This window comes from Streptomyces ruber, from assembly GCF_014648075.1.
Classification (GTDB): Bacteria; Actinomycetota; Actinomycetes; order Streptomycetales; family Streptomycetaceae; genus Streptomyces; species Streptomyces ruber.
The window spans coordinates 107237-127507 of record NZ_BMQK01000014.1 but is presented as its reverse complement, the minus strand read 5'-3'; the positions used below and the strand labels follow the sequence as shown (position 1 = coordinate 127507).

At 73.1% G+C, this 20271-nt stretch carries 19 protein-coding genes; 8 read left to right on the top strand and 11 right to left on the bottom strand.

Annotated elements, in window-relative coordinates; genetic code table 11:
- Positions 1–11 precede the first annotated feature (11 nt).
- Complete coding sequence (locus IEZ04_RS25590) at positions 12–1538, top strand: AMP-binding protein (protein ID WP_189219302.1); 1527 nt, start codon at positions 12–14, stop codon at positions 1536–1538.
- A gap of 258 nt (positions 1539–1796) precedes the next feature.
- Here IEZ04_RS25590 and IEZ04_RS25585 read toward each other — a convergent pair whose 3' ends face one another.
- From IEZ04_RS25585 to IEZ04_RS25575, 3 genes are all read right to left on the bottom strand, one after another.
- On the bottom strand, positions 1797–2069 hold the full coding sequence (locus IEZ04_RS25585; protein ID WP_189219301.1) for a non-oxidative hydroxyarylic acid decarboxylases subunit D: 273 nt from the start codon (positions 2067–2069) through the stop codon (positions 1797–1799).
- A gap of 11 nt (positions 2070–2080) precedes the next feature.
- On the bottom strand, positions 2081–3505 hold the full coding sequence (locus IEZ04_RS25580; protein WP_189219300.1) for a non-oxidative hydroxyarylic acid decarboxylases subunit C: 1425 nt from the start codon (positions 3503–3505) through the stop codon (positions 2081–2083).
- A gap of 61 nt (positions 3506–3566) precedes the next feature.
- On the bottom strand, positions 3567–4163 hold the full coding sequence (locus IEZ04_RS25575) for a non-oxidative hydroxyarylic acid decarboxylases subunit B (RefSeq protein WP_229821271.1): 597 nt from the start codon (positions 4161–4163) through the stop codon (positions 3567–3569).
- A gap of 135 nt (positions 4164–4298) precedes the next feature.
- Between IEZ04_RS25575 and IEZ04_RS25570 the strand changes: the two genes are divergently transcribed.
- Positions 4299–5267 (top strand): helix-turn-helix domain-containing protein, encoded by a 969-nt coding sequence (locus tag IEZ04_RS25570; protein ID WP_229821270.1) that lies wholly within the window; start codon positions 4299–4301, stop codon positions 5265–5267.
- Here IEZ04_RS25570 and IEZ04_RS25565 read toward each other — a convergent pair.
- From IEZ04_RS25565 to IEZ04_RS25555, 3 genes are all read right to left on the bottom strand, one after another.
- Entirely contained in the window at positions 5264–5887 is a 624-nt protein-coding gene (locus IEZ04_RS25565; RefSeq protein WP_189219299.1) for a DinB family protein, read from the bottom strand. The genes IEZ04_RS25570 and IEZ04_RS25565 overlap by 4 nt on opposite strands.
- Positions 5888–5983: 96 nt before the next feature.
- A complete protein-coding gene (locus tag IEZ04_RS25560) occupies positions 5984–7468 on the bottom strand; it encodes a helix-turn-helix domain-containing protein (RefSeq protein WP_189219298.1) in 1485 nt (494 codons plus the stop codon).
- A 26-nt stretch (positions 7469–7494) separates the two neighbouring features.
- The gene (locus IEZ04_RS25555; protein ID WP_189219297.1) at positions 7495–7734 is read right to left on the bottom strand and encodes a hypothetical protein; all 240 of its coding nucleotides are present in this window, start codon (positions 7732–7734) and stop codon (positions 7495–7497) included.
- Between the two features lie 542 nt (positions 7735–8276).
- Between IEZ04_RS25555 and IEZ04_RS25550 the strand changes: the two genes are divergently transcribed.
- A complete protein-coding gene (locus IEZ04_RS25550) occupies positions 8277–8561 on the top strand; it encodes a zinc-ribbon domain-containing protein (protein WP_189219296.1) in 285 nt (94 codons plus the stop codon).
- Between the two features lie 49 nt (positions 8562–8610).
- Complete coding sequence (locus IEZ04_RS25545; protein WP_189219295.1) at positions 8611–8952, top strand: antibiotic biosynthesis monooxygenase family protein; 342 nt, start codon at positions 8611–8613, stop codon at positions 8950–8952.
- A 66-nt stretch (positions 8953–9018) separates the two neighbouring features.
- Here IEZ04_RS25545 and IEZ04_RS25540 read toward each other — a convergent pair whose 3' ends face one another.
- The gene (locus IEZ04_RS25540; protein WP_189219294.1) at positions 9019–11121 is read right to left on the bottom strand and encodes an MMPL family transporter; all 2103 of its coding nucleotides are present in this window, start codon (positions 11119–11121) and stop codon (positions 9019–9021) included.
- Between the two features lie 147 nt (positions 11122–11268).
- Positions 11269–11787 (bottom strand): MarR family winged helix-turn-helix transcriptional regulator, encoded by a 519-nt coding sequence (locus IEZ04_RS25535; RefSeq protein ID WP_373296358.1) that lies wholly within the window; start codon positions 11785–11787, stop codon positions 11269–11271.
- Positions 11788–11994: 207 nt separating this feature from the next.
- Here IEZ04_RS25535 and IEZ04_RS25530 point away from each other — a divergent pair, with 207 nt between their 5' ends.
- Complete coding sequence (locus IEZ04_RS25530; protein ID WP_189219293.1) at positions 11995–13188, top strand: spore photoproduct lyase family protein; 1194 nt, start codon at positions 11995–11997, stop codon at positions 13186–13188.
- A 24-nt stretch (positions 13189–13212) separates the two neighbouring features.
- Here IEZ04_RS25530 and IEZ04_RS25525 read toward each other — a convergent pair whose 3' ends face one another.
- From IEZ04_RS25525 to IEZ04_RS25515, 3 genes are all read right to left on the bottom strand, one after another.
- Complete coding sequence (locus IEZ04_RS25525; RefSeq protein WP_189219292.1) at positions 13213–13521, bottom strand: GNAT family N-acetyltransferase; 309 nt, start codon at positions 13519–13521, stop codon at positions 13213–13215.
- Positions 13522–13620: 99 nt separating this feature from the next.
- A complete protein-coding gene (locus IEZ04_RS25520; protein WP_189219291.1) occupies positions 13621–14490 on the bottom strand; it encodes a dioxygenase family protein in 870 nt (289 codons plus the stop codon).
- 56 nt (positions 14491–14546) lie between these two features.
- Positions 14547–16292: an FAD-dependent oxidoreductase gene (locus IEZ04_RS25515; protein ID WP_189219290.1), complete on the bottom strand. Its 1746-nt coding sequence runs from the start codon at positions 16290–16292 to the stop codon at positions 14547–14549.
- A 250-nt stretch (positions 16293–16542) separates the two neighbouring features.
- On the opposite strand from IEZ04_RS25515, the gene IEZ04_RS25510 reads away from it, so the two are divergent.
- The 3 genes from IEZ04_RS25510 (at position 16543) to IEZ04_RS25500 (ending at position 20220) form a co-directional block, all read left to right on the top strand.
- Positions 16543–18549, top strand: a complete 2007-nt coding sequence (locus IEZ04_RS25510; protein WP_229821269.1) for a helix-turn-helix domain-containing protein — start codon at positions 16543–16545, stop codon at positions 18547–18549.
- A 249-nt stretch (positions 18550–18798) separates the two neighbouring features.
- On the top strand, positions 18799–20007 hold the full coding sequence (locus IEZ04_RS25505) for a cytochrome P450 (protein ID WP_189219289.1): 1209 nt from the start codon (positions 18799–18801) through the stop codon (positions 20005–20007).
- 12 nt (positions 20008–20019) lie between these two features.
- A complete protein-coding gene (locus IEZ04_RS25500; RefSeq protein ID WP_189219288.1) occupies positions 20020–20220 on the top strand; it encodes a ferredoxin in 201 nt (66 codons plus the stop codon).
- The last annotated feature ends 51 nt before the right edge of the window (positions 20221–20271 follow it).

Sequence of the window (20271 nt, the reverse complement as noted above, 5' to 3'; positions counted from 1 at the left end):
GAGGTGCTGTCATGTACTACCCGCTGACCGTCCGGGACTTCCTCGACCGTGCGGCCCACGTCTTCCCGGACCGGGCCGCCGTGATCGACGAGCCGGACCAGCCGGGGCCGGGCCTCGGCACGCTGACGTACCGGGAGCTCGCGGCGCTCGCCCGCGCGCAGGCCGCCCGGCTCGACCAGCTCGGCGTTCCCGTGGGCGGCCGGGTCGCCGTGATCTCGCAGAACTCGGCGCGGCTGCTGACCTCGTTCTTCGGTGTCTCGGGCTGGGGCCGCGCGCTGGTGCCGGTCAACTTCCGGCTCACCGCGGAGGAGATCGGCTACATCGTCCGGCACTCGGGCGCCTCGGTCGTCTACGCGGACCCGTCCCGCGCCGACGTGCTCGACGCGCTCGACGTGCCGCACCGGTTCGTGCTCGGCGAGGACGAGGACGAGGGCCTCTTCCGCCACGGCGTCGCGCCGCGGGACTGGGACCGGCCGGACGAGGGCGCGACCGCGACGGTCAACTACACGTCGGGCACGACCGCCCGTCCCAAGGGCGTCCGGCTCACGCACCGCGCTCTGTGGCTGAACGCGACCGTGTTCGGGCTGCACGCCACGATCGGCGACCGCGACGTCTACCTGCACACGCTGCCGATGTTCCACGCCAACGGCTGGGGCATGCCGTACGTGGTCACGGGCGTCGGCGGCCGGCACGTCGTGCTGCGCCAGGTCGACGGCGCGGAGATCCTGCGCCGGGTCGAGGAGCACGGCGTCACGCTGATGTGCGCGGCGCCCGCCGTGCTGAACTCCGTGCTCGACGCGGCGGCCCGCTGGGACGGCGAGATCCCCGGCCGTGACCGCGTCCGCGTCGTCTGCGCGGGCGCGCCGCCGCCGACCCGCATGATCGAGCGCGTACTGGAGGAACTGGGCTGGGAGTTCGTCCAGATCTACGGGCTCACCGAGACGTCGCCGCTCGTCACGGTCAACCGCGCCCCCGCCGAGTGGGACGGCCTGGAGGTCGCCGAGCGCGCCCGGCGGCTCGGGCGGGCGGGGGTGCCCGCGCTCGGCGTACGGGTCCGCGTGGACGCCGACGGGGAGGTGCTCACCGCGTCGAACCACAACCTGGAGGACTACTGGGACCAGCCGGAGGAGACCGCGAAGGCGCAGGCGGGCGGCTGGTTCCACACCGGGGACGGCGGGCACCTCGACGACGAGGGCCACCTGGTGATCTCCGACCGGAAGAAGGACGTCATCATCTCGGGCGGCGAGAACGTCTCGTCGATCGAGGTGGAGGACGTGCTGATGGCGCATCCGGCGGTGCGGGAGGCGGCGGTCATCGGAATCCCGGACGACAAGTGGGGCGAGATGGTCATGGCGCTGGTCGTCACCGACGGTTCGGGCGTCGGCGCCGCGGAGCTGATCGCGCACTGCCGGACCCGGCTCGCCGGCTTCAAGACGCCGAAGCGCGTCGACCTCGTCGAGTCGCTGCCGCGCACCGCGACCGGGAAACTCCAGAAGTTCAGGCTGCGCGAGCCGTTCCGGACGGACGGGGCCGGATGAGGTGAGCCGGGCGCGGTGGGCGCGATGCGGGTGAACGCGGACGGGCCCCGCCTCATCGAGGCGGGGCCCGTCGGTCCGAGCGCCGGGCAGGCCTTGCACCTGCATCTCCCCGCAGGAAGCGGGACGTCTTTCCTTGGACCACCAACGCGTGTCCTGCCCACCGGAGTTCCGGCGGCGCGAACAAGATGATCGTACCGCATGCGAACGGCCGCCACGGGCCGGCTCCGTGCCGTGCGGCCGGCCCGTGGACCGCGTTCCTCAGCGGGCCGCGAGCGGCGGCACCGTCGGCACCTCGATGGCCGCGTCGATGTCCTCGGCCGTCAACCGGAATCCGGCGGGGTACGCCTCGCGCCGGGTGCGGCGGGCGGGTTCGGTGGAGCGCCACATGTACAGGCACCGGGCGCACTGGAACACCTGCCAGACCCCGGGCACGGGCGAGTCCGCCACCGTGGTGAGGGCGTCGTGCTCGCAGCGCGGGCACACCGCGGGAAGGGTCCGGTCGTTCGGCTGGTCGTTCGTCTGGTCGGGCATGGGGCTTCCTTTCAGCGGTTCGCCAGGAGCGTGCGGAGCCGCTCGGTCCATTCGGCGGTCTCGGGCAGGTCCTTGACGGGGGTGCCGTAGTTGCCGCGGACGTCGGGGGCGACGGGCGTCGTGGCGTCGATGATCATCTTGCTGGTGACACCGGCCGGCTGGGACGCGGGTGAGAGTTCGACGACCGACAGGTTCGGGAGGATCAGGACGTCCTCCCTGGGGTTGACCTTGGCGGACTGGGCCCACATCACCTGCGGCAGGTCGAAGGGGTCGACGTCCTCGTCCACGAGGATGACCTGGCTGACGTACCCGAGGCCGTGCGGGGTGGTCATGGCGCGCATGCCGACCGCCTTGGCGAAACCGCCGTACCGCTTGGCCGTGGAGATGATGACCAGCAGTCCGTGCGTGTACATGGCGTTGACGGCCCGGACCTCGGGGAACTCGGCGCGCAGCTGCTTGAGCAGCGGTACGGAGGTGTTGGGGCCGACCAGGTAGTCGCACTCGGTCCAGGGCATGCCCAGGTAGAGGGACTCGAAGACGGGGTTCGTGCGGTAGGAGACACGCTCGATGCGGATGACGGGCATACGGCGGCCGCCCGAGTAGTGGCCGGTGAACTCGCCGAACGGGCCCTCGATCTGACGCACCCGCGACTCGATGACACCCTCGATCACCACCTCGGCGCCCCACGGCACGTCGAAGCCGGTGTGCGGGGCGGTGGCGATCGGGTACGGGGCGCCGCGCAGGGCGCCGGCCATCTCGTACTCCGACTGGTCGTAGGCCAGGGGCATCCCGGCGACGACCGGGATGACCGGGTCGTTGCCGAGGGTGATCGCGACCGGCAGGTCCTCGCCCCGCTCCTCCGCGATGCGCAGGTGCTTGGCGATGTCGTGCACGGGGACGGGCTGGATGGCCAGCCGGTCGCGCCCGATGACCTCCATCCGGTACGTGCCCAGGTTCTGCTTGCCGAAGTGGTCCGGGTCCTCGGGGTCCCGCGAGACCACGGCGGCCTTGTCGAGGTAGAAGCCGCCGTCGCCGTCGTTGAGGCGGAACAGCGGCAGGATGTCGAAGAGGTTCACGTCCTCGCCGGTGACGCTGTTCTCCTGCCACGGCGCGTCCGCGCGGCGCTCCGGCGCGACGGGGAAGGCGTCCCAGCGGCGGGCGAACTCCTCCACCTGCTGCCGCGGCGAGGTCCCCTTGGGCAGCCCGAGCGCGAGGGCGTGGTTGGCCCAGGAGCCGTGGACGTTCATGGCGACACGGGCGTCGGTGAAGCCCTTGACGCGGTCGAACCAGAGGGCCGGCGCCCCCTCGCCGATACGTCCCGCCGCGTTGGCGGCGGCCGCGATGTCGGGCTCCGGCAGCACCTCGTCGGTGATGCGGAGCAACTGCCCTTCCTTCTCCAGGGTGTCGAGGAAGGAGCGGAGGTCGTCGTACGGCATGGGTGGTCGAGTCTCCTTGCGTGCAGGCGTGCGGCGTGGACGTGACGGCGCGGCGGCCCGGTCAGGAGGCGCGCCGTGCGTCGTCGAGGCGGGCGGTGCGCAGACCGGCCCACCGCTCCGCACCGGGTGCGGGCAGGTCCAGCTGGTCGAGGACGCGGGAGACGATGTGCTCCACGACGTCGTCGACCGTGGCGGGGTGGTTGTAGAAGGCGGGCATGGGCGGCACGATGCGGACGCCCATGCGGGCCAGGGCGAGCATGTTCTCGAGGTGGATCTCGCTGAGCGGTGTCTCGCGGGGGACGAGGACCAGCGGCCGGCGCTCCTTGAGCGTGACGTCCGCGGCCCGGCCGACGAGCCCGTCCGCGTAGCCCGAGCGGATGCCGGCCAGCGTCTTCATGGAGCACGGGACGACCACCATGCCGTCCGTGCGGAAGGAGCCGGAGGAGATGGTGGCGCCCTGGTCCTCGGGCGGGTGCGCCACGTCGGCCAGGGCTGCGACCTCACGCGCGGTGCGGCCGGTCTCCAGCTCGACGGTGGACCGCGCCCAGCGGCTCATCACGAGGTGGGTCTCCACCTCGGGCAGCTCGGCGAGGCGCTCCAGCAGCCGCACCCCGAACGGAGCCCCGGTGGCCCCCGTCATCCCCACGATCAAACGCACGGCGCACCTGCTCCTTTTCGGTCAGCTCCTGGCCCGTTCCCTCTTCACGCTAGAAGGCGTCGCTGGCCCGGGGCGGTACGCTGGGGACAGCTGATGGGAAGAAACGGACAAGCACGGGCGGACGACCGGAGAGGCATGGCACACCGCGGCAGCGCCGGGCGACCGGGCCGGAACGGCGCACCGCACGGCGTCGCGATCACCGAGGTCGCCTTCCGGCCCTCGCTCAGCGCGCCGATCGGGATGGACGTGGTGGACTTCGCGGAGCTGCGGGCGCGTGGCCGGCGCCGGGGCATCGACCTGACCGGTCCGCAGCGCCCGGCCTTCCACCACCTCATCCACCCGCACCCGGACTCCGGCACGCTGCCGCACACCGTGGACTTCACCCGGCACCTGGTCCCGCCGGGGGGCTGGCTGTGGGTGCGGCCGGGTCAGGTGCACCAGTTCGCGGCGGAGCTCGCGCGGGCGGAGGGCGGCGCCGACGGGGTCGTCGTCATCTGGCGCCCGGGCTTCGTGCCGGACGACCCGCCGGACACGGAAGGCCCGGTACTGCCCGCCGGCCCGCACGCGCGGATGGTCGGCCTGGCCCTGGACCACCTGGTCACCGAGTACGACGACCTGGGCTCACTGCCGCTGGAGGCGCACAACAGGACGCTGCGGATGCTGCTCTCCGTCCTGCTGCTGCGGCTGGCGCACGCCCTCCCGTCGGCAGCGCGCGCCGCCGCGCCCAAGGACGGCCCCTACGAGCGCTTCCGCGCCGCCGTGGAACGGGACTTCGCCCGCACCCACCGGGTCGGCGACTACGCCGCGGAACTCGGCTACAGCACCCGCACCCTGACCCGCGCCGTCCACGCGGCCACCGGTACCACCGCGAAGGCGTACCTCGACGCGCGCATCGTGCTGGAGGCCAAACGCCTCCTGCTGCACACCGGCCTCACCTCGGCCGACGTGGCCCGCCACCTCGGCTTCACGGACCCCAGCGACTTCAGCAAGTTCTTCCGCAGGCACGACGGCCGCACACCGCTGGCCTTCCGCTCGGCTGCCCGTGGGACGGCGGACGACGCGGCCGGCGGGGACGGCGGGGACGACGGGGACGGCAGGTCCTAGGGCCGGTCCCGTGTCGCGCCGTACAGGTCGCGGAGCAGGGCGATCTCGGCCCCGTGGTGCAGCACCTCCTGGTTGACCCACCACACGATGTCGACGAACGGCTCCTCGGCGTCGCTGCCGTGGGGGTAGGTGCAGTAGCCCACGGTGTCGAGCGCGGTGTCGTCGACGCCCAGCAGCGCCCCGCGCCAGGCGGCGGCGCCCGCGTCGAAGGCCGCGACCGCCTCCGCGGCGCTCCCGGCGACGGTGTGGTCGTCCCGGGTCAGCGCGTGGCCGCCGGCCGTGTGGTCGGCGCGCAGGGTGAGCATCTCGGTGAGGTGGCTCAGGCGCCACGCGATCGTGGTGAAGGGTGGCGGCCAGGGGTGCGGGTACGGCGCGGCGTCGCGCCCCCAGCCGCCGGTACCGGCCAGGAAGGCCGCCCCCGGTCCGGGGCCGTCCGCGCGCCGCCGCACCGACCAGCAGCCGGGCACCGGCTCCCAGAACAGTTCCTCGTCGGTCATGGGGCCGACCCGGGTGTCCGTCCCGTCCCCGCTGTCCACGACGGGCCCCGTCATGCGGTCGGCGAGGCGCTTGGACGCGAAGTCGAACTGCTGCAGCAACGGGACCAGGCGTGGCGGTGTCACGGGACGCTCCTGTGGGGCTGGCGGTCGGCCGGTCCGCCAGCGTGCCAGAGCCCTCCCCCGCACCGCCTCCGCTTTTTCCGTGCGCCCGCAGGCGGCTCAGGACGCCCGTTCGTGCCATGCGTCGGGCAGCCTCAGACCGGCCGGGGGCGACGCGCCGGGCGGGAGCCCGGCCGGTACGGCGCCTCGCGCGCGGGAGAGGTCGACCGTGCCGCCCGCGAACTCCGCCCTGTCGAACCCGACGGTGCCGCCGCCGAACACCGCCCCGTCGAAACTCACCGTGCCCCCCGTGAACCGCGCACCCTCGAAGCTCACCGTGCCGCCGCTGAACACGGCACCGTCGAAACGGAACGTGCCGCCGGAGAAGCACACGTTGTCGAAGCGCACCGCACCTCCGCCGAACACCGCGCCCCGGAAGTCCCCGGTGTCGAAGGTGGCGGAGGTGAAGTCGAGGTCGTAGCGCTGCCAGGAGTGCGGGTGTTCGGCGGGGAGGCGGAGGTGGTCCCGGATGAGACGCATGATGGTGTGCCGGACCTCCCGGGCCGCCAGGTGCGTGTGCCGGGCCGCCGTGTCGCCCGGCGGCAGGTCGGTCACGGGGACCGCGGGCAGCCGGAGGTAGGCGCACAGGACGTCGATGCAGGTCTGGCGCAGCGCGCGGTTGGGGGCGCCGTCGGCGAGGCCGGCCAGGGCGTAGACGCCGCCCAGGCGTATCGCCGCGGGTTCCTCGCCGAGCTGGGAGACGGCGGCGGTGAAGCGGTGCGTGTGCAGGCGCAGCCAGGTGGCCTCGTGCAGGGCGTCGCCCTTGGCCTCGGCGCGCAGCGCCAGCAGTGCCTGGGCGATGTCCGCCATGGCGTCCGACGAGTGGGTGCGGGCCGCGTCGCGGAGCACCTGCCGTGCCTTCGCCGGGTCGCCCTCCCGCTCGTACCGGGCGGCCAGGGCGGCGACGTCCGCGGGTGAACGTCCCTGGGAGCCCTCGGTGCGCTGTCCCGGCACCGCGCTCTCCCGCACGGGGCGCGACGGCCGGCCGGTCCGCGCGGCCCGGTGGCGGACCTTGTCGACGGCGCGGATCCAGGGCTCGGGGTTCAGGCCGGCCGCGCGGGCGAGTGCCGTCACCGTGTGCACCGACGGTATCCGGCGGCCGTTGACCGCCTCGTGCACGGTGGTGCGGGCCAGGCCGGTGTCCGCCGCGAGCTGCCGGACGCTGCGTCCCTCCAGCTCGTTCCGCAGCGCACCGGCGAGGTCCTCGGGCGTCTCGATGGTGTCGGGCGAGGTGCGGCCGCGGCCGGTGCTCCCGGGCCCGCGCCCACGGCTTCGCGCGGCGCGTGACCGGGTCCGCTGTCCGGCGGCCTCGTGCCACAGCCCCTCGAGGTGGTCCAGGGAACGGTCGTCGGCCTCGAGCGCCCCGGCGAGCCGGCGGGTCACCTCCAGGGAGGGGAACTGCCGCCCGGAGAAGTAACGGGACAGTGTGGAGGGCGAGTAGTGCGTCGTCTGTGCCAGGCGGCGCAGGGAGGGCCCGCCCGCCCGGATCTGGAGGCGGCGCAGCTCGCCGGCGAGCTGCGCCACCGCGGATGCTTCCGTGTTCATCTGTCGGTCGGATGCCCGTCGAGCGGCTATCGGCCGAGGGCGGGCAGCCACGCCGGGCCGCCCTTGGGCAGGGCGAGGGCCAGCTTGCGGGCCGCCGCCACGGCGCCGAGCAGCGCCGCCGCGCCCTGCAGGCCGACGACGGCCGGTACGCCCGTACGTGTCGCGGCGTACACCCCGGCGCCCACGACGACGATGATGATCACGGTCCTCGACGGCCGGAACCGCCACTTCCGGGAGGTTTTCTCGCAGTCCACGATGTTCTTCACGAGCGTCTCCTTTGGCTAGGTGACCTGTGGTCAGGCGCCGTCCGTCGCCGGGCTGTTGCAGCAGCCGGGCGTAGCACCTTGTTGCATCGTGACTTACGGACACATGTCATGACAAGTTCCCACACAATGCGACCCAGCCCCCTGTGCATTCACAGGGGGCCCGAGTCCGTTGTGGGCCGGGTCGCCGCTGCAACGGCTTCCCGACCTTTGGTGAGCCATTCCTAGCCAAAGGATCACGAACGAGTCACAGGGATCGTTGAACAATCCACCCACTCATTCACTCAGCTCGGGGTCGACTATCGACGTTGCGACCACCGTCCGGCAACACGGCACGCGCCGCCCCCGTCACCGCCGGACGCCCGCAACACCGTACGGGCGAGTGTGTTGCGTCCTGCGTCCGGCAACGCCGCGCGTCCCCGCATCCTCGCGTCCGGCAACACCGGGCACACCGGCGCAACGGCCGTACGACACTGTTCTCATGACCACGTTGTCCGCTCATGGGCACCGTGTCGGCAGGAACCGGCCCGGGAAGGACCGACCGTATGATCATCTTCGGCACCAAGGGATACCTGTACCAGCTCGCCGTACTGACCCTGCTGTGCGGCAACTGCGGCAACCCCGCCGCGCACACGCTGCGCAAGCGCGTCACCAAGTTCACCCTGTTCTTCGTACCCCTCTTCCCCGTCTCGACGAAGTACCTGACGCAGTGCACCTTCTGCGGCACGGAGCGGAAGGTGACCGAGGAGGAGGCCGGGCAGTTGCAGGCGCAGGGCGCGGGCGGCGGTCAGCCGTACGGACATCCGCAGCAGCAGCCGTACCGGTCCTGAGCCCGTCCCCCGGCCCCGCCCGCCGGCCGCCGTGCGCCAAGATGGACCCATGAGCGTAGTCAAGATCAACGTACTGACCGTTCCCGCCGAGCAGCGGGAGACGCTGGAGAAGCGCTTCGCCTCCCGTGCCCACGCGGTGGAGAACTCCGACGGGTTTGAGTGGTTCGAGCTCCTCCGGCCGGTCGAGGGCACCGACAACTACCTCGTCTACACCCGGTGGCGTGACGAGGAGTCCTTCCAGGCCTGGATGGAGGGCCCGATGAAGCAGGCCCACCAGGGCGGTGGCGCGGAGGGCGGCGAGCGCCCCAGGCCGGCGGCCAGCGGGTCCACGCTGTGGTCCTTCGACGTCGTGCAGCAGGCGGCCCCCAAGGAGGGGTCCGGCCAGGCCTGACACACCTGTGGCCCGGCGCACGGCCCCGCTTCCCGCGGGGCCGTGCGCCGGGCCACTGCCGTCCCGTCACCTGCGTGCGGCTTCGGCGTCCATCCGCTCCCGGCTGAGCCGTCCCGGCCACCAGGCGGCCGGGCCGATGTCCCGTACCAGCGCGGGCACGAGCAGGGACCGCACCACGAGCGTGTCGAGCAGCACCCCGAACGCGACGATGAAGGCGATCTGCACGAGGAACGCCAGGGGGATCACACCGAGCGCGGCGAAGGTCGCGGCGAGCACCACGCCGGCCGAGGTGATGACTCCCCCGGTGGCGACGAGGCCGCGCAGGACGCCCTGGCGCACCCCGTGCCGCAGCGACTCCTCCCGCACCCGGGACATCAGGAAGATGTTGTAGTCCACGCCCAGGGCCACCAGGAACACGAAGCCGTACAGCGGCACGGAGGCGTCGGTGCCCGTCAACCCGAAGAGCGGGAAGAGCAGCGCCGCGACGCCCAGCGTGGCGAGGAAGTTAAGCGCCACGGTCGCCACCAGCAGGACGGGCATCAGCAGGGAGCGGAGCAGTCCGACCAGGATGACGAGGATGATGCCGAGCACCACGGGGACGATCAGCGTGCGGTCGGCCGCGGCGGTCGCCTGGGTGTCGTACTGCTGGGCCGTGTAGCCGCCGACCAGCGCGTCGGCGTCCGGCACGTCGTGGACGGCGGCGCGCAGGCGGGCCACGGTGTCCTTGGCCGCCTCGCTGTCGGCGGCGGAGTCGAGGGTGACGTCGACGCGCACCCGGCCGTCGGCGACCATGGGCTCGCCGCCCGGGCGGCCGTTCTCGCCCACCGGGGCCGCCGAGGCGACGCCCTCGGTGTCCCGGGCCGCGGCGACGACCCCGTCCAGACTGCCGGCGTTCGCGATGACCACGGCGGGGTTGCCCTGCCCTGCGGGGAAGTGCTCGCCGAGGGCCTGCTGGGCGGCGACGGAGGGGGCGTCGTTCACGAAGATCTCGTCGAGCGGGACGCCTCTCGCGGTGAGGGTGGGCGCGAAGGCGGCGCAGGCGAGGAGCCCGGCGAGGCACAGGGCCCAGATGCGGCGCGGCGCCCGGTCCACCAGGTCCGCGATCCGCCGCCACAGGCCGTGTCCGGTGCCCCCGTCCCTGTCGGGGCGGGGCTCGGCCGGCCAGTAGGCGGCGCGGCCGAGGAGCACGAGGACGGCGGGCAGGAAGGTGAGCGTGCTCAGGACGGCGCAGACGATGCCGATGGCGCCGACCGGACCGAGGGCCCGGTTGTTGGTGAGGTCGCTGAGCAGCAGGGCGAGCAGGCCGAGGGCGACGGTCGCGGCGCTGGCGACGACGGCCTTCCACGACTCGCGCGACGCGGCCCGGACGGCGGTGAAGCGGTCGGCGCCCCGGGCCAGTTCCTCGCGGTAGCGGGCGGTCAGCAGCAGGGCGTAGTCGGTGGCGGCGCCGATGACGAGGATGAAGAGGATGCCCTGCACCTGCCCGTCGACGCGGAGCACGTCGTGGTCGGCGAGTACGTAGACGACCGCGCAGGCCAGGGCGAGCGCGAGGACCGCGCCGGTGATGATCACGAAGGGCAGCAGGACGCTGCGGTAGACCAGCAGCAGGATGACGAGGACGGTGGCCAGGGCGACGCCGAGCAGCAGCCCGTCGATGCCCGCGAAGGCGTCGGACAGGTCGGCCTGGCTCGCGGCGGGTCCGGCCAGGTGGACGGTCGTGCCGGGCACCTCCCCGGCGGCGGAGCGGACCGAGTCCAGGGTCTCCTGCAGCTTGTCCCCGAGGCCGGGGCTCAGCTGGACGACGCCCTGCAGCGCCCGGCCGTCCTCGGAGGGCAGGGCCGGCGACACCTCCCCGACGACCCCCGGTGTGCCGGTGAGCGAGGCCAGGGCGCCGGTGGCGGCCTGCCGTTGGTCGTCCGAGATGCCGTCGCCGTCGGCTCCCGCGGTCCAGACGACGACGGCCGGCAGGGTCTCGTCCTGCCGGAAGGCCTTCTGCTCGTCGATGACCTCGGTGGACTCGGCGCTCCGCGGCAGGAACGACGCCTGGTCGTTGGTGGCGACCTCGCCGAGCCTGCCCGCGAAGGGGCCGAGGGCTCCGCCCAGGACGAGCCAGGCGATCAGCAGGGCGAGGGGGACGAGCAGACGGGCTCGTCGGGGCGAGCGGGGCATGGTTCTCCAGACGGCTGAGGAGGCGGGGGTGCCGGGTACCCGGGTACCTCAATGAAAAACTATCTCAATGATTGAGGTAACTGGCGGCCATCGTAGACACCGCCCGCGACTTCGCCGCGCAGGGGGCGGGCACCGCGGGGACAGCGGTCAGTGGCCGGACGGCCGCAGGGTAGAGAGTTCCTCGTTCACGGCCGCGAGGAAGCGCAGCACCACCGTGAGCTCGTCCTCGGTGAACCGGGACCGGGCCGCGCCCACGGCCTCGGCGAGCGGACGGAAGTACGAGCGGGCCGCCACCCTGGCCTCCGCCGCGTAGTGGAGGTGGACCACCCTGCGGTCGGCGCTCTCGCGGACCCGGCGGATGTGACCGGCCCGCTCCAGCCGGTCCACGCACGCGGTCACGGCGCCGGAGGTGAGTCCCAGGTGCACGCGCAGCCGGCCCGGCGTCATGGGTTCGTCGGCGTCCAGAACGGCCGCCAGCGCCTGGACGTCCGTCGCGTGCAGCCCCTGGATTCCGGCGAAACCGTGCACCAGGCGGTTGATCTCGCCGTTCAGCCGCCGCAGGTGAACGGCGAGGGCCTGCAGATCGGCCATCGCGTCCGGGGCAGGCTCCCCCTCCCGGGTCTCCCGCTCTCCCGCCGGGCTCTCCCGGCCCTCCGCACTGGCCACGCGATCAGTCTAGTGTTCCGGCCCCCGAGGTCCGCCCGGACGAACGTGTTCGGGATGCGGGCGCACCGCGGCACCCGGACATCCGACTCACGTTCGATTAATGTCCGTTATGCGTACAATGGAAGCACCGCCTCCGCTACTGCGGCAGTCCGTGTCGCCCACGGCCGGATGCGCCGCCACCGCACCACCGTTCCCGGAGCAGTACTTATGCCTCACCCGTCCGTCACCCCGGACCACGCCTCCGACACCCTGTTCGACCTCGACACCCTCGCTCCCACGGCTCCCACCGGTCCCTCGGACCTCGCGCCCGGCGCCGGTCCGCTCTTCCGCGACTCCGCCGCGGCCCGGCGGCTGCTGCCCGTGCGGGACATCTACGCGGAGCCCGCAGCCGCCGCCTCCCCGCGCGGCCGGCAGGTCATCGAGCGTTTCCCCGGCGCCCGCCTGATCGAGGTGGACTCCCACTGGCGCATCCCCGGGCTGTACGGCAACGAGGGGAACGTCGAGCGGTGGGTGCGCGTCAAGGGCGAGACGCTCGTCCTGGGCGAACGCAAGACCCTCACCACCCGCCCCAACGGCCGGTCCGCGGACTGGATCGCCCCGGGCTTCTCCAACGGCTGCGCCATGGCCTGCGCCTACTGCTACGTACCGCGCCGCAAGGGCTACGCCAACCCCATCACCGTCTTCACCAACATCGACAAGATCATCGCCCACCTCGGCCGGCACGTCGCACGCCAGGGCCCCAAGCCCGAGCCCAACCAGTGCGACCCCGAGGCGTGGGTGTACGACATCGGGGAGAACGGCGACTGCTCGGTGGACGCCCTGGTCAGCGACAACACCGCGGACCTCGTACGCGCCTTCCGGGAGTGGCCCACCGCGAAGGCGGCCTTCGCCACCAAGTTCGTCAACCCCGACCTGCTCGCACTGGACCCGCGGGGGCGGACCCGTATCCGCTTCTCGCTGATGCCCGCGGACGACTCGAAGCTGCTGGACCTGCGCACCTCACCGATCGCCGACCGCATCGCCGCCGCCCCCGACTTCCTGGACGCCGGGTACGAGGTGCACTTCAACCTCTCCCCCGTGGTCGTGCGTCCCGGCTGGGAAGCCGCCTGGGCCGAGCTGCTCCGGCACCTCGACGACGTACTGCCCGACCGGGTCAAGCGCCAGGCGGCCGCGGAGGTGATCATGCTCACCCACAACCGCGGCCTCCACGACGTCAACCTCGCCTGGCACCCCCGCGCCGAGGAGGTCCTGTGGCAGCCCGGCCTCCAGCAGGCCAAGCGCTCCCAGAACGGCGCCTGGAACGTCCGTTACCGCAACGACGTCAAGGCCGCTGCGGTGCGCACGCTGCGCGAGCTGATCGAGGCCCACGCGCCGTGGCTGCGGGTCCGGTACGCCTTCTGAACCTGCTCACGTCCTGAGCCGCCGTCAGTCGGCGACGCTGCTGCGCGCCTGGTACAGCAGGCCCTGGTACTCGGGGTGGCGGTTGATCCAGGCGGCGTAGAAGGGGCAGGTGGCCAGCACCCTCAGCCCCGCCTCACGGGCCTCGTCGAGCGACTGCCGCACCAGCGCCGAGCCGACGCCCCTGCCCTCGTGCCGCCGGTCGACCTCGGTGTGGACGAAGGCGACGAGCTCCGGGGTGCGGATGTACTGGGCGAAGCCCGCGACGTCCGTCCCCCCGTCGAGCCGGGCCTCGTAACGGTTCTGCGCCGGGGCGTCGACGACCTCGATTGCCATGTCTTCTCCTTGCGGGATCCCGCGGGGAGTGCGCGGGAGCGGGGACGAATGCGGATCAGTGTACGAGCGGGGTCCTCGCCGACGGACCGTCGGCCCCGGTCAGCACGCCCTGCTCAGCACGAGGTCGAACCGGGCGTGCCGGAACGGGTTCCCGACCCCGCACTGCTCCGCCAGGGCCGGGTCGTCGGTCTCCGTGAAGTCGCGCACCAGGCTGCTCCGCACCGCGAGGACGGCGTCCGAGTCGAGGTAGTCGCTGCCCGCCACGAAGAGGTGCGTGGTGACCGGGGTGTGGCCGTCCGCGGTGGCGATGAAGTGGATGTGGGCGGGCCGGCAGGGGTGGCGGCCGGTCGCGCGGAGCAGTTCGCCGACCGGGCCGTCGACCGGGACCGGGTAGGGGCTCGGCACACAGGTGCGGAACCGGTAGCGGCCCGCCTCGTCCGCCGTGAAGAGGCCGCGCCCGTTGCCGGGCGGCTGGACGTCCGGGCGCTGCACGTCGTAGAAGCCGTGCCCGTCCGCCTGCCACACGTCGAGGACGGCGCCGGGCAGCGGGGTGCCGTCCTCGGACAGCACCCGGCCGCTGACCACGCACGGCTCGCCGCCGCCCACCAGGTCGATGTCCGCGCCGAGGGCACGGACCGGTGACTCGGTCAGGTGGAAGGGGCCGAGGACGGCCGGCTCCGTGGCGGCCGGGCCGGTGTGCGCGTTCACCGCCTCGACCAGCATGGACAGTCCGAGCACGTCCGAGAGGAGGATGACCTCCTGCCGGGTGCCGGTGCTCGCCCTTCCCGTCGCCGTGAGGAAGCCGATCGCGCGGGCCCACTCCTCGTGGGTGAGCCGGGTCTCCCGCGCGAAGTCGTGGAGGTGGCGGATCAGCCCGGTGAGCAGTTCGCGCAGGCGGGGGTCGGCGGTGCCGCGCAGGCTGTCCACGGCCTGTTCGGTGACGCTGGTCACGTCGGCGTCGGTGGCCATGCCGCTCCTCGTTCGTCGTCGGATGCGTGGGCCGGCCGGGCGGTCGCCCGGTCGCGTCAGTCGTGCCCGAGGATCCGCCGCAGCGCGTCGCCGAGCAACCGTTCGGCGTCCGCCGCCGCCGCGTGGTGCCGGAAGGCGACGTACCCGTCGGGGCGCACCAGCAGAACACCCGAGTCGGCGATCTCACTGACCCGCGCCCAGTCGCCGTACGGGTCCTCGTACTGCTGTCCGGGGCCGATGACGGCGGTGGCGATGTCCGCGTCCCGGGCCGCCGCGGCGCGCAGCCAGCAGTCGCCGCCGATGCCGGTGAACACGGTGAAGCGGCCGCCGCCCGCGGCGTCGAGGGTGGACAGGGTCCGGGTCCCCGCGGTGATCCAGGCGTGCGGCAGCCTGGCGCCCGGCCGGGAGGAGGGCTGGTGGTACAGCTCGGGGTCGCGGTCGAAGCCAGGGTCCTCGGTGCCGTCCGGGACGATCGCCGCCGAAGTCCCGGCGTCGTAGCGCTGGTTGAGGTCGACGCCGTGCGCGTTGAACTCGTACGCCTTGAACGCGATCGCCTCGCGCAGCTTCGCGCGCTGCTCCGCGGCGGCCCCGGTGGCGTCCTTGCGGGCCTCGATGTTGGCCCAGAGCTGCTCGGGGGTCTGCGGGGCGAGACCGCCGAGCGCCTCGAAGACGGGGGCGGTCTCGCGGATGGAGCGGTTGGCGCGGGTCACGATCTGCCTGCCGATCGGGGCGCGTTCGGCGGTGTAGGTGTCGAGCAGTTTCGGTGACGCGGTGCCGTCGAGGACGAGCTTGAGCTTCCAGGCCAAGTTGTACGAGTCCTGGATGGAGGTGTTGGAGCCGAGGCCGTTGGACGGCGGGTGGCGGTGGGTGGCGTCGCCGGCGCAGAACACCCGGCCGCTGGAGTACGTCTCGGCGTACATCTCGTTGACCGTCCACGCCGAGGACGACTTGATGGTGACCGGTATCTCGTCGTCGCCGATGAGCTGCCGGACGACCGACTCGGCGTACTCGGTGGTGAGGTCCGGCGGGCCCGCCTGCACGTCGTAGCCCCAGACGGTCAGCCACTCGTTCCAGGGGCGGACGTTGCGGACGAGACCGGCGCCTATGCCGCCGACGGTGGCGCCGGGGGCGAGCACCCAGTACAGGGTGGCGGGGCGGTGCGCGGTGTACTTGCTCAGGTCCGCGTCGAAGAGGATGTTGATGCTGCCCGCGACGCCCATCTGCCCGCCCATCGGCAGCCCGGCGTCCTCGGCGACCTTCGAACGGCCGCCGTCCGCGCCGATCAGGTACTTGGCGCGGATGGTGTACTCGTCGCCGCGCAGCCGGTCCTCGACGGTGACCGTGACGCCGTCCGCGTCCTCGGCGTACGACTTGTAGACCGTGCTGAAGCGCAGATGCGTGCCCCGGGCGACGGCCGCGTCGACGAGGACGGGCTCCATGAGGTGCTGCGGCATGTCGCACATGCGGGTGGGGCTGGCGAGTTCGTGCGCGGCCTGGACGAGCGGATCGTTGCCCCAGGAGCGGACGCGTCCCAGTTCCTCGCCGGCCAGGCTGGTGCAGAAGGTGGTGTTGCCCATCAGGTGCTGGGGCGTGGCCTTCGCGATGACGTCCCTCTCGACGCCGAGGTCGCGCAGGACCTCCATGGTGCGCTGGTTGGTGATGTGCGCGCGGGGTGTGTCGGCGAGGGCGGCGTAGCGGGTGACCACGATGTTGGGCACGCCGTAGGTGCTCAGGGCCAGGGCGGCCGCGGCTCCTGCGGGGCCACTGCCGACGATCAGCACGTCGGTTTCGACGGTGTGCACGGGATTTCGCTCCAGGGAGGACAGGGACGGAGGAGGGCGGGGGCGGAGAACCGGGGAAGGTGAGGCCTGCACCGACCGCTTATGATCTTGAAGCAGTGCGCCGGTGCGTGGGTGTCTCAAAGTGAGACAGGCGCGCGCGGGAGAGACGGGGACCGTGACCGGCCCCGCTCTTGTGCCGGTCGACACATCGACACATCGACACATCGATTTGTCCATCGACTTGGCCGTCGACGATGCGGTGGGAGGCGGCGTGAGCAGCGGCGAGCACTCCCCGACCCGCCCCGCCGTCTCCGCACTGCGCCGGGCCCGCTCACGGTTCCTGAGCGGGCGGCCGCTGCCCGAGGACGTGCCGGACGAGATCGCCGCGGCCTGGCGGCGCGCCCGCTTCTTCGGTGTGGCGCACGACCTGGTACCCGCCGGGCCCCGGCAGCCGGTGCCGTCACCTCATCTGCTGCGAGTGGCCCGCCCCGTGCTCGAGCGCCTCGCGCCCGTCCTGGCCTCCGCCGGCCGGCCGGCCATGCTGCTGCTCACCGACGAGCGGCTGCGCGTGCTGTGGTCGGCCGGGGACCTGCCCGGTGACGTCCCGGCGTGCCGGGACCTGTCCGAGCGGGAGGTCGGGCACAACAGCGCGGCGCTCGCGCTGCGGACCCGGAGCCGCGCGGAGGCGCACGGTCCCGAGCACTTCCTCGACCTCTGGCAGGACGTGTCGGCCGTCAGCGTCCCCGTGCCGGCGCCCGACGGCGAGCGGGTGCTCGGCACGGTGACCGTCGTCTCGGGTCTGTGCGCCGGGTGCGCTCCGCATCCCTGCGCCGCCCTCGCCGAGGCCACGGCGGCGGCCGTCGAGGCGGAACTGCGGCTGCGTGAGCGGGAACGGAACGGCCCGGCCGAGCGCGTGCTGCTCGACGCCTACCAGCGGGCGGCCGCCCGGCCGGGAGCCGCGGTGGCGGCGTTCGACGGACGCAACCGGCTGCTGAACGAGGCGGCGGAGGCGATGCTGTCGCCCCGGGCCGTGGAAACGCTGGAGCGGGACGCCGCGGCGAGCGGTGCCGACGCGAGCGACACGGGAGCGGACGCGGACGGTGCGAGAGCGGACGCGGACGGTGCGGACGCGAGCGGTACGGGGACGGATGGCACGGGGACGGGCGCTACGGGGGCGAGTGACACGGGGACGGGTGACACGGGGACGGGCGGCACGGGGACGGGTGACACGGGGACGGGTGACACGGGAGCGGGCGGTACGGGAGCGGGCGGTACGGGAGCGGGCGGTACGGGAGCGGGTGATGCGGGAACGTTCCCTTCCGGGTCGTACGACCTCCGCCTGCCCGACGGCGCCGGTACCGCCCGCCTCACACCCGTCCGGCACCGCGGTGCCGTCGTCGGAGTGGTCGCCGTTCTCGGTCGCGCGCACTCCCCCGGGCCGTCCGCCGGGCGGGCCGTGCGGACACCGGCGGCGTCCGCCGTCAATCTCGCCGGGCGTTCGGTGCCCTGGCTCCTCGCGTCGGCCCGTGCGGCGGAACTCACGCGCGCCGGGGGCCCTCTGCTGCTGACCGGCGAGCGGGGGACGGGCAAGACCTCCCTGGCACGGGAGCTGCTGACCGCGCGGGAGGACACGGACCTCCTGGTGGTGGACGCGGCCCGGAACTCCGGCGACGCGCTCACCGCCTGGGCCGGGGCACCGGCGGACGACCGCGTTCTGCTGCTGCGCCACGCCGAGCGTCTCGCCCAGTCCGATGTGGCGGTCCTCAACTCCCTGCTCGGCGCACGACCGGACGCGCCCCTGCTCGTCACCTACACGCCCGGCGCCGTCCCCGGTCCCTGCCTGCGGCGCCTTCTCGACATGCTGGCGGCCCGCTCGGTCACGCTCCCCGCGCTGCGGGAACGCCCGGACGACATCAAGGACTTACTGGCCCGGCTGGCACCGCGGCCCGCCCCCGGCGAACCGCCGCTGACCTGGACGCTGGACGCGCTGCGCGCCCTGGAGCAGTACCCCTGGCCCGGAAACGTCACCGAACTGGCGCACCTGGTCGGGGCGTTGGCCCGGCAGCGGCGCGCCGCGGGCCCGGTCCGGCGGGCCGAGCTGCCGGACCCGGTCCGTGAGGGGTCCGGCGTCCGGCGGATGAGCGCGATGGAGAGCGCCGAGCGCACCGCCATCCTGGAGGCGCTGCGCCGGCACGGCGGGAACAAGGCGCGCGCGGCCGCGTCCCTGGGCATCGCCCGCGCGACGCTGTACCGCAAGCTGCGCGGATACCGGGCCTGACGCACTCGGGCGCGAAAGCACCGGAGTGCGCTCGGGGTCGCTTCCGAGCCAGGGGGCGCAGGTGTGCGCGTGCCCCGGGGGCAGAACCCGGGCGCGCGATGCGGTCCGGGCCCCGTACCGGCTCCCGTGCGCCTCATCCGGCCACATCGCGTACGGCGCCGATCTGACCGGATCTCGCGTCGCTCCCCGGATATGTCGACCATCTAATGAGGATCGGCACGATGCACTCTTTCGTCTGCGAGGTCTGACATGACGGACGTGACACACCTGTCGAAACCCGTCGCCTTCCCCCAGAGCCGTACCTGTCCCTACCACCCCCCGGCCGCGTACGACCCGCTGCGCGCCGACCGCCCGCTGGCCCGCGTCACCCTGTACGACGGCCGCCCGGTCTGGCTGGTCAGCGGGCACGCCGCCGCCCGGAGCCTGCTCGCCGACCCGCGGCTGTCCTCCGACCGCAACCGGCCCGGGTTCCCCATGACCACCGCCCGCTTCGCGGCGCTCCGCCGCGACCGCCGGCCGATCCTGCTCGGCGTCGACGACCCCGAGCACCACGTCCAACGGCGCATGCTGGTCCCGAGTTTCACCCTGAAGCGCGCCGCCGAGCTGCGGCCGCGGATCCGGCGCGTCGTCGACGAACGCCTCGACGCCATGATCGAGCAGGGGCCGCCCGCCGAACTCGTCGGCGCCTTCGCGCTGCCCGTGCCGTCCATGGTGATCTGCGAACTGCTGGGCGTCCCGTACGCCGACCACGAGTTCTTCGAGGAGCAGTCACGCCGCCTGCTGCGCGGCCGGACGGCCGAGGAGATGGAGGACGCCCGCGACCGGTTCATGGAGTACATAGAGGAACTGGTCGACCGCAAACAGAAGGAGCGCGGCACCGGGGTGCTGGACGACCTCGTCCACGAGCAGTTGGCGAGCGGGGCGCTGGACCGGACCGAGGTGGCCCTGCTGGCGCTGATCCTGCTGGTCGCGGGGCACGAGACCACCGCCAACATGATCTCGTTGGGCACCTTCACGCTGCTGCGGCACCCCGAGCGGCTGGCCGAGTTGCGCTCCGATCCCTCCCTGGTGCCCGCCGCCGTGGACGAGTTGCTGCGCCTGCTGTCCATAGCGGACGGGATGCTGCGCGTGGCGACGGAGGACATCGAGGTGGACGGCACGGTCATCCGGGCCGGTGACGGAGTGGTCTTCGGGACGTCCGTCATCAACCGGGACGAGGACGTCTACGCCGAGCCCGACTCCCTGGACTGGCACCGGCCGGCCCGCCATCACGTCGCCTTCGGCTTCGGCATCCACCAGTGCCTGGGCCAGAACCTCGCCCGCGCCGAACTGGAGATCGCCCTGCCCGCCCTGTTCGAGCGGCTGCCGGGCCTGCGGCTCGCCGTTCCCGCGGAGGACATTCCGTTCAAGGACGGCGAAACGATACAGGGGATGCTGGAACTCCCCGTGACCTGGTGAGAGGCCCGCCTCATGCGCCTTCACATCGACATCGACAAGGACGTCTGCATCGGCGCGGGCCAGTGCGCCCTGACCGCGCCGGAAGTGTTCACCCAGGACGACGACGGTTTCAGCACGCTGGTACCCGGCCGGGAGGACGGGGGCGGCGACCCGCTGGTGCGGGAGGCCGCCCGGGCCTGCCCGGTCGGTGCCATCGCCGTGGCCGAGGAGTGAGACACCCTGCGGCGAGGGTGACCTGCCCGTCGAGACGGTCGCTCCCCTCTC